Annotated in this window: 13 protein-coding genes; 7 read left to right on the top strand and 6 right to left on the bottom strand. The window is 63.7% G+C overall.

Features of this window, described 5'->3' with window-relative positions:
• The first annotated feature begins 5 nt into the window (after nucleotides 1-5).
• A complete protein-coding gene (locus MST27_RS16925) occupies nucleotides 6-680 on the top strand; it encodes a TetR/AcrR family transcriptional regulator (protein WP_243607105.1) in 675 nt (224 codons plus the stop codon).
• Nucleotides 681-683: 3 nt separating this feature from the next.
• Here MST27_RS16925 and MST27_RS16920 read toward each other — a convergent pair whose 3' ends face one another.
• The 5 genes from MST27_RS16920 to MST27_RS16900 form a co-directional block, all read right to left on the bottom strand.
• Nucleotides 684-1,631, bottom strand: coding sequence for a class I SAM-dependent methyltransferase (locus tag MST27_RS16920; RefSeq protein ID WP_243607104.1), 948 nt, complete (start codon nucleotides 1,629-1,631; stop codon nucleotides 684-686).
• Nucleotides 1,632-1,698: 67 nt separating this feature from the next.
• Nucleotides 1,699-3,642: a DNA topoisomerase III gene (locus tag MST27_RS16915; protein ID WP_243607103.1), complete on the bottom strand. Its 1,944-nt coding sequence runs from the start codon at nucleotides 3,640-3,642 to the stop codon at nucleotides 1,699-1,701.
• A gap of 242 nt (nucleotides 3,643-3,884) precedes the next feature.
• Entirely contained in the window at nucleotides 3,885-5,192 is a 1,308-nt protein-coding gene (locus tag MST27_RS16910) for a CitMHS family transporter (RefSeq protein WP_243607102.1), read from the bottom strand.
• 60 nt (nucleotides 5,193-5,252) lie between these two features.
• Nucleotides 5,253-5,582: an AtuA-related protein gene (locus MST27_RS16905; protein ID WP_243607101.1), complete on the bottom strand. Its 330-nt coding sequence runs from the start codon at nucleotides 5,580-5,582 to the stop codon at nucleotides 5,253-5,255.
• Entirely contained in the window at nucleotides 5,582-6,934 is a 1,353-nt protein-coding gene (locus MST27_RS16900; protein ID WP_243607100.1) for an acyclic terpene utilization AtuA family protein, read from the bottom strand. The genes MST27_RS16905 and MST27_RS16900 overlap by 1 nt, the downstream gene beginning before the upstream one ends.
• Before the next feature lie 98 nt (nucleotides 6,935-7,032).
• Between MST27_RS16900 and MST27_RS16895 the strand changes: the two genes are divergently transcribed.
• The 3 genes from MST27_RS16895 (at nucleotide 7,033) to MST27_RS16885 (ending at nucleotide 9,986) form a co-directional block, all read left to right on the top strand.
• Nucleotides 7,033-7,917, top strand: a complete 885-nt coding sequence (locus MST27_RS16895) for a LysR family transcriptional regulator (protein ID WP_243607099.1) — start codon at nucleotides 7,033-7,035, stop codon at nucleotides 7,915-7,917.
• 267 nt (nucleotides 7,918-8,184) lie between these two features.
• On the top strand, nucleotides 8,185-9,018 hold the full coding sequence (locus tag MST27_RS16890; RefSeq protein WP_243607098.1) for an oxidoreductase: 834 nt from the start codon (nucleotides 8,185-8,187) through the stop codon (nucleotides 9,016-9,018).
• A 26-nt stretch (nucleotides 9,019-9,044) separates the two neighbouring features.
• Entirely contained in the window at nucleotides 9,045-9,986 is a 942-nt protein-coding gene (locus MST27_RS16885) for an AraC family transcriptional regulator (protein WP_243607200.1), read from the top strand.
• Nucleotides 9,987-10,204: 218 nt separating this feature from the next.
• Here the strand turns inward: MST27_RS16885 and MST27_RS16880 are convergent, their stop codons facing one another.
• Nucleotides 10,205-10,702 (bottom strand): hypothetical protein, encoded by a 498-nt coding sequence (locus MST27_RS16880; protein ID WP_075116987.1) that lies wholly within the window; start codon nucleotides 10,700-10,702, stop codon nucleotides 10,205-10,207.
• Nucleotides 10,703-11,291: 589 nt separating this feature from the next.
• On the opposite strand from MST27_RS16880, the gene MST27_RS16875 reads away from it, so the two are divergent.
• Genes MST27_RS16875 through MST27_RS16865 form a run of 3 tightly spaced genes read left to right on the top strand, consistent with a single transcriptional unit; the run spans nucleotide 11,292 to nucleotide 13,451 of the window.
• Nucleotides 11,292-12,137 (top strand): transporter substrate-binding domain-containing protein, encoded by an 846-nt coding sequence (locus MST27_RS16875; RefSeq protein WP_023102005.1) that lies wholly within the window; start codon nucleotides 11,292-11,294, stop codon nucleotides 12,135-12,137.
• A gap of 10 nt (nucleotides 12,138-12,147) precedes the next feature.
• Nucleotides 12,148-12,804, top strand: a complete 657-nt coding sequence (locus tag MST27_RS16870) for an amino acid ABC transporter permease (RefSeq protein WP_023102006.1) — start codon at nucleotides 12,148-12,150, stop codon at nucleotides 12,802-12,804.
• Nucleotides 12,805-12,815: 11 nt separating this feature from the next.
• Nucleotides 12,816-13,451: an amino acid ABC transporter permease gene (locus MST27_RS16865; protein WP_023102007.1), complete on the top strand. Its 636-nt coding sequence runs from the start codon at nucleotides 12,816-12,818 to the stop codon at nucleotides 13,449-13,451.
• Nucleotides 13,452-13,453 lie beyond the last annotated feature (2 nt).

The raw sequence follows: 13,453 nt of genomic DNA, 5'->3' as shown, positions 1-13,453 counted from the left end.
GACCAATGAACAAGAACGAAGCCACACTGCCGCTCTACACTTCGACCGGAAAGCCCGCTGGACGCATTCGCCAGAAGAACGAGGAAACCATCCTCGCCGCTGCAGCGGAGGAGTTCGCCCGCCACGGATTCAAAGGCACCAGCATGAGCGCCATCGCGCTGCGCGCCGGGTTGCCGAAGGCCAACCTGCACTATTACTTCACCAGCAAGCTGGGGCTGTACGTCGAGGTCATGCGCCACATTCTGGAACTCTGGGATACGGCCTTCGACGATTTGACCGTCGACGACGACCCGGCCCAGGCGCTGGCCAACTACATCCGCGTGAAGATGGAGTTCTCCCGACGCAACCCCGAGGCGTCGAAGATCTTCGCGATGGAGGTCATCAGCGGCTGCGAGTGCCTGTCGGAGCACTTCAACCAGGACTACCGCAACTGGTTCCGTGGCCGTGCCGCCGTGTTCGACGCCTGGATCGCCGCCGGCAAGATGGACCCGGTCGATCCGACGCATTTGATCTTCCTGATCTGGAGCGCCACGCAGCACTACGCGGACTTCTCGCACCAGATCCAGCGCGTCACCGGCAACAAGCGCATGACCCGCGCCGACTACACGCTGGCGACCGACAACCTGATCCACATCATCCTCAAGGGCTGCGGGCTGACGCCGCCTCCCCCGACGAGTTGAGCTTCAGACCGGCGGAAGGCGCCGGAACACCAGCGCCTTCAAGCCGCTCTCCGGGCTGATATCGGGAAATTCCGGCGGGTTTTCCAGGCGCGACTGGAAGGCCAGCTCGGGCGCTTCGGCGGCCATGCCCTGAATCAGGAAATCCGGACCCGTGTCCGGATCATTGATGCAGGCCAGGACGCTGCCGGTGTCGGTCAGCAGCTCGGGCAAGCGGCGCAGGATCTTGGCGTAATCCCGGCTGAGCGCGAAGCTGCCCTTCTGGAAGGACGGCGGGTCGATGATCACCAGGTCGTAGGGGCCGGTCTTTCTGACCTTGCCCCAGGACTTGAACAGCTCGTGACCGAGAAAGCTCACCCGGCCCAGGTCCTGGGCGTTGAGGCGATGGTTCTCCCGCCCGCGGGTCAATGCGGCTCGCGCCATGTCCAGATTGACCACCTGCTCGGCACCCCCGGCCATGGCCGCCACGGAAAAGCCACAGGTATAGGCGAACAGGTTGAGCACCCGCTTGCCCCGGGCCTGCTCGCGAACCCAGCGCCGGCCGTAGCGCATGTCGAGGAACAGGCCATTGTTCTGCTTGGTGCCGAGATCGAGCCGGTAGCGCAGCCCGTCCTCGGTAATCACCCACGCTTCGACCGGTTCACCAATCAGCGGCTGCATGAGGCTGTCGGGCCGGTAGCGATGCTGCAGCAGCAGGGTATGCGCCCCACTCGCCTGCCAGGGTTGCCCATCGGCAAGCGACACGAGCAGGCGAATCAGCGCGTCGAGCTCCGCCTCGGCCGGCTGGCGAAACAGCGAGACCAATACCACCCCCTGCAGCCAGTCCACGGTGATCTGCTCGAGCCCGGGCCAGCAGCGCCCGCGCCCGTGGAACAGCCGCCGGGCTTCGTCCGGCACCCGCGTCAGCGCCTGGGTGAGGTGATCGTGGAGCGTGGCAAGAGCGTCAGGGTGCATGGGTGGCGTGCCGTTCGGAAAGGCCGCGCATTCTAAACCCCAAGAGCCAGCGCTGCAGCCTGACGGGTCAGGCCGGGCTGGCTGCCTCGGCCGGGCGCCGACCGCGGGAGGCCGGCTTGCCAGCCTTGCGCTTCTTCTTCCAGGGCGCGCCGCGCCCGGCCGGCACCGCGGGACCGCTGATGGACAGGCGCACCGCCTTGCACCGCTCGACCTGCTTGCTCATCCACGCCGACTGCTTGGCGACGAACTCCTCGAGGCTCATCTCGCCGCTCTGCACCATGTCCAGTGCCTGTTCCCAGATCGCCGTGGTGCCCGGATCGGCGATGGCGCGCGGCACCGCGTCGATCAGGCTGAAGGCCGCTGGCGTCGCGGCCAGCGCCTTGCCCTGCTTGGTCAGGTAACCGCGATCGAGCAACCCCTGGATGATGCCGGCGCGAGTCGCCTCGGTGCCGATGCCGGTGGTGTCCTTGAGCTTTTGCTTCAGCTTGGGGTCTTCCACCAGCTTGGCAACGTTCTTCATCGCCTTGATCAGGTCGCCTTCGGTGAAGGGCTTGGGTGGCTGGGTCCAGAGGTCCTTGGTCTGCATGTCGAAGATCGGGCACCGCTGCCCCTGACGCAGCGCGGGCAAGGGTTGTGGCGAAGGCGCCTCACGTCCACGACTGGCCGCCAGCGCTTCAGGCAGTGCCCGCTTCCAGCCAGGCTCGACGATCTGCTTGCCCACCGCCCGCAACGCCTCGCCGGCACATTCGAAGTCGGCCTGGGTGCGATCGTATTCATGATGAGGCAGGAACTGCGCGAGATACCGCGCGCGAATCAGCGTGTAGACCGCCCTCGGCTTGCCTGTCAGCTGTGCGAACCCCCGTGCTGCCGCGGTGGGAATGATGCCGTGGTGCGCGCCGACCTTGGCATCGTTCCAGGCGCGGGACTTGCGCTGGGGCTCGAGGTGCGGCCTGAGCGCTGCCAGCGACGGGTCGGCGTCGGCCAGCGCCGCAAGAATGCCGGCCGCCTCGCCATGCTGGCTGAGCGGCAGGTAACCGCAATCGCTGCGCGGATAGGTGATCAGCTTGTGGGTCTCGTAGAGCGCCTGTGCGATATCGAGCGTCTCCTGCGCACCAAGGCCGAGCTTCTTCGAGCAGACTTCCTGCAAGGTACCGAGGTCGAACGGCAGCGGTGGCGCTTCGCGCACGCGCTCGGTCTTGAGCGCCTGCAGCACCGCGCTGCCCTCCGCGCGCATGGCGTCGGCGGCACGCAGCGCGAGGGCCTGATCGAGGCAACGGCCCTGGTCATCGCAGTGCTCATCCGGCGCGCGCCATTGCGCGGTAAAGGGGGTGGGATCATCGCCAAGCAGCTGCACCTCGATGGTCCAGAACGGCTGCGGGACGAAGTCGGCGATGCTGCGATCACGGTCGACCACCAGCCGCAGCGTCGGTGTCTGGACGCGGCCTACCGGCAGCACGCCCTGGTAACCGGATTGCCGCCCGAGCAGGGTGAACAGCCGGCTCATGTTCATGCCGATCAGCCAGTCCGCCCGCGACCGGCCCAGCGCCGACTGATAGAGATTGAAGGTATCCGCCCCGGCTCGCAGCGCGCCGAGTGCCTTGCGGATCGAGGCTTCGTCCAGCGCCGACAACCACAAGCGCTGGATAGGCCCGCGGTAACGACAGTGCTCGACCAGCTCACGGGCAATCATTTCGCCCTCGCGGTCGGCGTCGGTGGCGATCACCAGCTCGCTGGCCTCCCCCAGCAGCCGCTTGACCGCCTTGTACTGGCTCGCCGTCTTGGGCTTGACCTGCATCTTCCAGCGTTCCGGCACGATCGGCAGGTCAGCCAATACCCAGCGTTTGTAGCGGGCGTCGTAGCTGTCCGGCGGCGCGGTTTCCAGCAGATGCCCGATGCACCAGGTCACGGTCACACCGGCGCCCATCCAGCAGCCCTCCCCGCGCCGCCTGGCGCCGAGCACCTGGGCGATGTCCTTGGCCTGGGAAGGTTTTTCGCAGAGAAACAGCCGCATCACGTGATCACTGGGTCATTTGCCTGGCGCATAGCATGCGCAGCGGCAGGCATGCAGGCAAGAAATATCTGTATGGATATACAGATATATGACGGCGACGGCGATGCCGAGACGCGCCCGCAATGGTGCCGCTCGGGCTTCGCATGATCACAGGGATGCCGAGCGCGAGCCTCGGCATCCCTGAGCTGCTTTCAGGCCCGGCGCGCGGGTGGCTGGATACGGCCGCAGCCGCCCCGTCGGGGTCAGACCTGAACCACACCGATCGCCACGGCGAAGGCGAGCATCACCAGGCTCACACCCCACGCCCAGAAGAATGTGAAGGCGATGTGCTTGCGCAACTCCACGCCGGCCAGCGCCAGGGCCAGGTAGACGCTTGGCACCACCGGGCTGATGGCGAAGCCGGTGTTCTCGCCGATCAGCATGGCGCGGGCGACGGCTTCAAGCGGTACGCCGGCGGCAACAGCCACGTCACGAATGACCGGCAGCAGCGCGAAGTAATAGGCATCAGGGGAGAAGATCATCCCCAGCGGCACGCCGAACGCACCTATGATCAGGTGCAGATACTGCGCTGAGCCCGCCGGCAGCACATCGATCAACGCCAGAGCCATTCCGTCGGACATCTTCGTGCCGGAAAGCACGCCCAACAGAACCGCCGCGGCCATCATGACCAGCACCATCTGCAGCGCATCGGCGGCGTGGGCACGCAAACGCCCGGCCTGCTCGTCCAGCGAGCTGAAGTTGAGTGGGAGTGCGATCCCCAGGCCGACCATGAAGCAGGCATAGAGCGGGAAGATGCCCGTGAACAAACAGCCGAGGATGGCGGCCGTCAGTGCTACGTTGAGCCAGTAGCGAGGCGTCCGTGGCGAGAGGGCGAACTCGCGAGGCTCGCTTTGGGTTGGCGCGAAGTCGATGGTCGCGGCGGCGCCCAGGGAGACCGGCTGCTGGCGCCGCGCCCGATTGCCGAGGTAGGCGGCCACCAGCAGCATGCATGCAAGGCCCACCAGTTGCACCGGCACTAGGCCGAGCCAGAGCTCGGTGGCATCGAGCCCGGCAACGGCCGCGGCACGCGCTGTCGTGCCGCCCCAGGGGACCATGTTGCCGACACCGGCGGTGGTGCCTACCAGACAGAGCAGCATGACCGGGCTCATGTTGAGGCGACGGTACAGCGGAAGCAGCGCCGGGATCGTCAACAGGAAGGTGGCGGCGCCAACGCCATCCAGATGCACCACCGCCGTGATCAGCACCGTTACCAGGGCCACGGCGAGAGGCTTACCTCCTGTGCTGCGGATCAGCAGCCCGACCAGCGGATCGAACAGCCCGCGATCGCGCATGATGCCGAAGTACAGGATGGCGAAGAGAAACAGCGCGGCGGTAGGCGCCACGGTAGTCAGACCCGCCTTGATGAACTCGCCGATCTGCGGCGGCGTGAAGCCCGCCAGCAGGCAGATCGCAACGGGAATCGTGGTGAAGGCCACGACCGGAGAGATGCGGCGCAGCAGGATCAGGACGATGATGCCGAGCATCATTACAAAACCCAGGGTGGTGATCATTGGAGCCTCGTCTTGTTCTTATTGTTGGGGCCGGCAAGCGCGCCGGCGGGAAAGATCGCCTCACGCCTCCGGAGGGGTGGGCAGACGCATCGACAGCAGCAGGTAACTCAGGCTCTTGCCATGACGGTCGAGCCCGGCGCTGCGGTTGACGCCACCCTCGAGCGCATCCTCAAGAACGAAGTTGAGCGCCCGCAGGTTGTCTAGCGCGTAGCGTCGCACCGTGCTCGGGCGGCGAGTGGCGAACTGTTCGGCGACCCGTTCGCAGGTCAGCTCATGCAGCAGCCATGCATAGTGCGCGTCGTCCAATGGGAAGACGGCGATGCTCAGGACATTGCCCTTGTCGCCGGCGCGGGCGTGGGCATAGTCGGCCAGGGTGACGAAGGTGTTCATCAGTACCACTCCAGCTCGGTTTGGATTTGCGTACGCGGGATCAGGAACGCTTGCGTGGTGATGCTTTCGGCGATGTGCCGCCGTACGCCACCGCCGCCGGCCGGGCCGTTGGTGTAGAGCGACTCGACTTCGGCCAGCAGGACATCGATAACGCCGCGTTCGTCATGCACCAGCCCGACCCGCAGGCGAACGTCCTGCAACGGCTGCATCTGCTCCAGCTGCTGGTTGAGGTAGAGGCCGGCGTGATCGTTGAACAGGCTCGCGACGCCGGACAGATCGATCCAGGGCTGTACCTGTGGCGCCAGCAGGTCGAAGCGCTGCAGCAGAATCTGCCGCGCCAGGGCGGCCCGTTCCAGCGCCGCCGGGCCGGCATAGGAAATCTCGCCCTCGCCGAACCACAGCCCACGCAGGCCAAGCAAGCCCTTGAGTTGATCCGGTCTCCGGTGCCCGGCAATGCCGCCAATCGCCACGCGGTCCTTGCCGGCCTGGCGTACCCAGGCGCTGCCCAGATCGAGCATCACGTCGGGGGTGAGGTAGCAGCGCGGGTCATGCACCTCGTACAGCAGCTGCTCGCGAACGGTGCGCTCGGTGACGAAGCCGCCGCTCGTTGCGGTCTTGGTCAGAACCAGGCTGCCATCGCTGCTGATCTCGGCGATAGGGCAGCCGAGATTAGCCAGGTCGGGAACATCCTTGATGCCGGGGTGTGCGAAATAGCCGCCCGTGACTTGGGTGCAGCATTCCAGGAGGTGGCCGGCGACAGTGGCAATGGCGATCTTGTCCCAGTCGTCGGCGACCCAACCCAGCCCATGCCGCACCGGGCCGACCGCAAGCGACGGGTCAGCGACGCGGCCACAGATGACGACATCCGCACCTTCGGCGAGCGCCATGGCGATGCCGTCGGCACCGGTGTACACGTTGACCGACACCACGCGGTCGCCAGCAACCTCGCCCGGCAGCCAGCCATGCAGGGCGTCCGGCTCCCGGCCTCGCAGGTCATCACCCAGTACGCAGGCGATCCGTGCCTCGCGCTGGCGCGCGTCGAGAATGTCTCGCAGCCGACGCGCGGCCGCCTGGGGATTGGCTGCGCCACCGTTGGTGACAATCGGAATCCGTTGCGACAGGCAGGTTTCCAGGATCGGCTCGAGAAAGTCGAACAGCCTCGTCGAATAACCGGCGTCAGGGTCGACGTCCTTGCGCAATTGCGCTTCAGCCAGGGTGCGTTCGGCGAGCAACTCCAGGATCAGGTAGCGCTGCCCGGCGCGCTGGGCCAGATCTTCGGCCAAGCGACGCGCCGCGTCGGGGCGGTCGTTGGCGAAGCCAGCGCCGCAGCCGATGTGAATAGTTGTAGTCATCGGTGACCCCTCTCGTTTGCATGCATCCTGGCGCTCGGTCATTCTTTTGTGAATTCGAAAGGAATTACCAATTCATCAAATTGCTTTATAGGCGGCTTATGAATGTTTCGTTTCGGCAGTTGCGCGCCCTGGTCATGGTCGCCGAGAGCGCCAGCTTTACCCGGGCGGCCGAACGCCTCCACCTGTCGCAGCCGGCGCTGAGCTACACCATCCGCAAGCTGGAGGACGCCCTTGGCCTGCAACTGCTGGCACGCAACACGCGTATCGTCGAGCTGACGCCGGCCGGGCAGCATTTTCTGCTCCAGGCCCGGCGGATGCTGCGTGACATGGACGACGCCGTGCGTGACGCCAGGGATACCGTCGCTCTGACCCGCGGCGTGGTCCGCCTCGCCGCGCTGCCAACGGTCGCGGCATCCCTGCTGCCGCAGGCGATCGCCGACTTCGCCCAGATTCATCCTGGCATCGAGGTCAAACTGCGCGATGGTCGCGCGGGCGAGATGCTGCGCTGGGTCAGGGACGGCGACGTGGATGCCGGTATCACTTCCGCCCTGGATGACGCCGCGGGGCTCAGCTTCGAACCGCTGTTCGACGACAACCTGATGCTGCTGGTACGCGAGGATGGGCAACGGCTGGCACGCTGGACCTCGTTGCCCTACATCGCGCTGCTGCCCGATACGAGCATTCGCCCCCTGGCCGATGCCGCGCTTCGCGCCGTAAACGTCGACCCGAAGCCGGCCTGGGAAGTGGCTCACATGAGTTCGGCGGTCGCGCTGGTGAGGGCTGGGCTCGGGTTCTCCCTGCTGCCTTCAAGCTGTGCCGCGGTGTTCAACATGCAGAGCTGCAGTGTAGTGGCGCTCGAACACCCGGCCTCACGCACGATCGGCCTGCTGGAAACTCGCCCAGTCGCCCGCTCGCCATCGCTGGCCGCGTTTTTGCAATTTTTCAAAGCGCGGCTGGCCGAGGCGCAGACGTACGGCAACTGAACTGGGCAAACGAACAGCGCATCGCGGCTCCCACCGAAGCGCTCCAGCGGAACCAGCCGATGACGCGCTAGATCGAGCGCTGCGGCCGCAATATCGAGCACGTCATCGGTGTAACGGGGCGGATGCTGTACTTGCGCAGGCAGGCTGCGCCGCTGCGTGCCGCGGCTCGCTGATAGGATTGGGCAATACTCCAATCCGATCCCGCATAGTGCTTCGACCCTCCTCGCCCTAGCATGGCCGCACCCCATCTGTTCAGGAGTGTGAGCCATGAATGCAGTCAAAACCCTGTTTGTTACGGGCGTCAGCAGCGGCTTCGGTCAGGCCCTGGCCAGAGAATCGCTCAACCAGGGCCATCGAGTAATCGGCACTGTTCGCAGTGAATCCGCCCGGGCAGCCTTCGAGGCGCTGTCGCCGGAGCGGGCCCATGCTGTGCTGCTGGATGTGACCCACTTCGATGCCATCGACGCGGTGGTCGCCAAGGTGGAGGCCCAGCACGGCCCCGTGGATGTGCTGGTCAACAATGCCGGCTATGGCCATGAAGGCGTGTTCGAAGAGTCGTCGCTGGCGCAGATGCGCCAGCAGTTCGACGTAAACGTGTTTGGCGCGGTGGCGGTGACGAAGGCCTTTGTGCCGTACTTTCGCCAACGGCGGGCGGGGCATATTCTCAATATCACCTCCATGGGCGGCCATATAACCATGCCAGGCATCGCCTATTACTGCGGCAGCAAATTTGCCCTGGAAGGCATCTCCGACACCCTGAGCAAGGAGCTGGCGCCCTTCAACATCTTCGTCACCGCCGTGGCGCCAGGCTCGTTCCGCACCGACTGGGCCGGTCGCTCGATGCAGCGCACGCCGAGAAGTATCAGCGACTACGACGCAAGCTTTGACCCGGTGCGCAAAGCCCGTGAGGAGAAAAGCGGCCACCAACTGGGCGACCCGCAGAAAGCCGCCCGCGCCATGTTGACGATCATCGCCACCCCCAACCCGCCAGCTCACCTGCTGCTAGGCAGCGACGCCCTGGCCCTGGTGCGTGACAAGCTGCAACGCACAGCGGAGAGTATTGAGCAATGGCAGGCGCTCAGCTGCTCCACCGATGGCTGAGCATTGACGGGATAACAGGGCAGCCAATGGCCAAAGCCAAAGACCCGAGCACCGCGCGCATGGTGCAGTTGATAAGCCAGTTGGCGCCGCTGGAGGGCTACAACCTGAGCCCGCTGGACGATGTGCGTTTTCTGCGCTCCAACCGTCCGCTGACGCGCACGCCGGTGCTCTACGAACCGGGCATCGTCATCCTCTGCCAAGGGCGGAAGCGCGGCTATCTGGGGGATGAGGTTTACGTGTACGACGCCCAGCACTATCTGGTGGTTTCGGTACCGGTGCCCTTCACCATGGAGACTGATGCCAGCGAAGCGGAGCCAATGCTGGCGGTGTACCTGCGACTGGATTTCACCCTGGCTGCCGAGCTGATACAGCAAGTGGATGAAGTACGCGGCTTCGCTACAGCCGAGCCGATGGGCATGTACGCCTCACCTATGGATGAACCGCTGCGGCAGTCGACGCTACGTTTTCTGCAGGTAATGGCTGACAGCACCGACGCGCAGATCCTCGGGCTGGCCATGCTGCGCGAACTCTATTACCGCATTCTCACCGGCGAACAGGGCGGCACCCTGCGCGCGGCCATCGCCCAGCAAGGTCATTTCGGCAAAGTGACGCGTGCCATTCACAAGATCCATCGTTGCTACCACGAGCACCTGAACGTCGAAACCCTGGCCCGGGAAGCGCAAATGAGCGTGCCCAACTTTCACCTTCACTTTCGAAAAGTGACCGACTCCTCGCCGATGCAATACCTCAAATCCACACGGTTGCATCAGGCAAGGCTATTGATGCTGCGTAACGACATTACGGCAGCCAAGGCCGCGTATCTGGTGGGCTACGAAAGCGCCTCGCAATTCAGCCGCGACTTCAAACGCCTCTTTGGTCGTACTCCGCTGTCGGAGGTAGCTTGGATGAAAGCAGCGTATGCGTTGCCCGTTCCGCAGACCCCGTCGCCCTTTGTGTCATCACATTAAAACTGCGTCGACTCAACCACGGCTCGTGCGTGATCAGACCCAGCCGCCCGCCCCGTATCAACATGAGAAACCGCTACTGGCCGCTTTTGGCTGATAGCGGGCGGATAGGCCGCTACCGGCCAAGAGCAGTCATCGGGCGGATTCAGCGCAATGACCGCTTCCGGCTGGGCCGTACACCTGTTGAAAAAACGTGCCAAGAGTAGCTGTCCGACGCGCGGCTAGATGCGGGCGTCAGGAATGCTGCGGGCGTTGTTCTTCTGCAGAATCACCGACGCTTCGTTGTAGGCATGCTGGAAGGTGTCGCCGCCGATCCAGGCCACTGCCGCGTCTTCGTCTTCATCGTGGAAGATCCCACGATAGGTAACCAGCAGACCCATCATAAAGTCGATGGCAGCGTCTTCAGCTTCCTCAGCGACCACCAGCTCCAGCACTGGGTATTGCAGGAATACCAGGCACATCGCTAGCAGGCTGATGCCTTCACCGACGTTCATCGCCTGGAACAGGTCGTCGAAGTCCGCGGGGTCGAAACCATTTTCCTCAATGTCTTTGAAGTCGAAGGTGCTCAGGTCGATTTCGACATCGTCGAACGGCTCGTTGACCAGTGGATTGGCCAGCAGCGGATGGACGACATTGGCTTTGGTCTTGCCCGAACGGTTCTGCTTGGCCTTGGCTTTGGCCCGCTGGGCGCGTTTTTGCTGTTTATTTGGGGAGGCCATGGAGGCGAGTTCCTTGATCGAGGCAGCCATATTCATGGCCCAGGGTAGTCGGGCACATATTCTATTCAGTCCTGGCTGGGGGCGTCGGCTAAAGGGAACAGATTTTCCCTGCTTTAGACTTCCGCTTTCGGCAGCTGGCGGACGCGATAATTGAGCACCCGGCATCAGACCCCATTACCACTCCAACTATTACGCGCCTTATATATTGGCCTCTGACGGAGTGAATCTGGAAGCCGTTTGCCATCTACCGGCTTAAACGCCGGGGTCTGTACCCGCCCCAACTGGACCACTGCTAGGGCAACCTTCATCGATCTGGTCCTGCATCGCTAGAGCTTAGATGATGGACGCCCTGGCTCACGGTTGAGACCGGCCGCAAGGCGTGCTGATGATCGAGACCAGACGACACTTTCGGCGAGCACCATCGCGGCCCATCTAATCTCCCATCTGCTCACCAATGGTGCGCAATGATCTTCGCTCAGCCCATTTTTCCCATCCGGCAACCTGTCCACAGGCTGGCACGCTTCATGCTCTTGTACATTTATTCAAGTTGCTTGAATAAATATCCATCTCTTCAAGAAGAGGTCTTGCCATGCAACGCCGTGCCGTGAAAAACCTGACATTTGCCCTGGCCACTCTGCTCGCCAGCTCCCTGGCCCACGCCGACGACCTGCTGCAACGCGTCCAGCAGAAGAAGCAAATTACCATCGCCACCGAAGCCCGCTTCGCACCGTTCGAATCGGTGGAGAACGGCAAGATCGTCGGCTATGGCGCTGATCTGATGACCTACGTGCTCAAGGATCTGCCGGAGGTCAAGGTCAAGCAACTCGACCTACCCTTCCAAGGCATTTTGCCGGGTCTGGATACAGGCAAGTTCGATTTCGTGGTGACCTCTGTGACCGTCAACAAGGCGCGCTTCGAACAATTCGCCTTCACCGTGCCGATCGCCGAGTCCACCGTTGCACTGCTCAAGCGTGGCAATGACGACTCGATCAGCAGCCTGAACGATCTCAACGGCAAGGTGGTCGGTTCGCAGAGCGGCTCCGGCCAATTGCAGGTTCTGCAGGCCTATGACCAGAAACTCAAGGACGCCGGCCAGCCTGGCCTCAAGGCCATTCGTGAGTACGTCAGCTTCGACGAGGCGTACGCCGATCTAGCGCTGGGCCGCCTGGATGGCGTTGCCCAGTCGCTGTCCAACCTCGGCCCGCTGATCAAGTCGCGTCCTGGCGTGTTCAGCACGCTCAGCGACATGCTCGGCCCGCAGACCTATTACGGTTGGGTCGGCCGCAAGGATGCCGACAGCGCCAGCCTGGTCAAACTGTTCAGCGACGGTATCGCCCGTGCTAACCGTGACGGCACCATGAAGGCTCTGCAGGAAAAATGGTTCGGCTTCACCATGGATGTGCCGGCCGACGCCATGCCCGAGCCGAGCATCTGAGTCGCTGACCATGGATGACTTCGGCGTTCGCTTCGCACTCTACTGGCCTGCTCTGCTCGACGGTGCGCTCACCACACTGTGGCTGTGCCTGGCCGGGATGCTGCTGGGCTTCGTTCTCGGCGTGCTGATCTATCTGCTGGGCAGCAGTCGCAGCCGAGGTTGCGTAGCGTTCGCCAGGGTTTATGTGAGTTTCTTCCGTGGCACGCCGATGTTGGCGCAGTTGCTGCTGCTCTTCTATTTGCCTGCCGGGCTGGGCATGGACGTGCCGGCGCTGGTCGCCGCCGGTCTGGCATTGGCCCTGAATACTGGGGCCTACCAATCGCAAATCCTGCGTAGCGGTTTCGCTGCTATCCCGGCAGGGCAGCTGGAGGCCGCTGCGGTGTTCAGCATCGGTCGCTGGCGCACGCTGCTGCACATCCAGTTGCCGCAAGTGGTACGTCTGACCCTGCCGGCGCTGATTTCCGAGCTGATCGATGTGATCAAGGTGTCGGCAGTGGTCTCGGTGATCTCCATCACCGACCTGATGCGGGTCAGCCAGCAACTGGTTTCGCAGACTTACCGCCCGCTGGAGGTATATCTCGTCGCCGCACTGTTCTACCTGGCGCTGACCAGCCTGCTGGCTCTGCTCGGGCGCCAGCTGGAGCGTCGCTGGCAGGCGCGCAGCTGATGGAGAACTGGATGAATCACCTTCCCGATTTCGGCCATGCGCTGCTGGTCACCCTTGGCATCAGTTTTTCCGGTGCGGCGCTGGGCCTGCTGCTGGGCTTTACCCTCAACGCGTTGCGCCTGGCGGTACCTGGCTTCATTGCTGTGTATCGGTTGTATGTCTGGCTGGTGCGCGGCACACCGTTCCTCGCGCAACTGTTGCTGATCTACTTCGGTCTGCCAGTGCTTGGTGTGACCCTGGACGCCATCGAGGCCAGCATTCTTGCACTGTGCCTCTACAGCGCGGCCTATTTCGCCGAGTTGCTTCGTTCGGCCTGGGCCAGCGTGCCGATTGGTCAGCTAGAGGCCGCGCAGGTGCATGGTCTGAGCGGCATCCAGACCTTCTGGCACATTCAGACGCCCCAGGCGCTGGCGTTCGCGCTGCCGCTTTTGGGCAATCAGGTGATCCTGACCATCAAGGAAAGCGCGGTGGCGTCGATCATTACCGTGCCGGAGCTGACCATGACCGCCGGACAGATCGTGTCCAACACCTTTTCCTATGTCGTGCCCTACGTGCTGCTGGTGCTTTCGTACTGGCTGCTGACGCTGCTGGTGGGTTTCGCCGCCGCTGCGCTCGGCCGTCGCGCAACGCGCTACCTGCGAGGATGACC

It is taken from the genome of Stutzerimonas marianensis (assembly GCF_022810315.1).
Lineage (GTDB): Bacteria > Pseudomonadota > Gammaproteobacteria > Pseudomonadales > Pseudomonadaceae > Stutzerimonas > Stutzerimonas marianensis.
The sequence above is the reverse complement of the archived record's forward strand: the minus strand, read 5'-3'. Positions and strand labels throughout refer to the sequence as shown.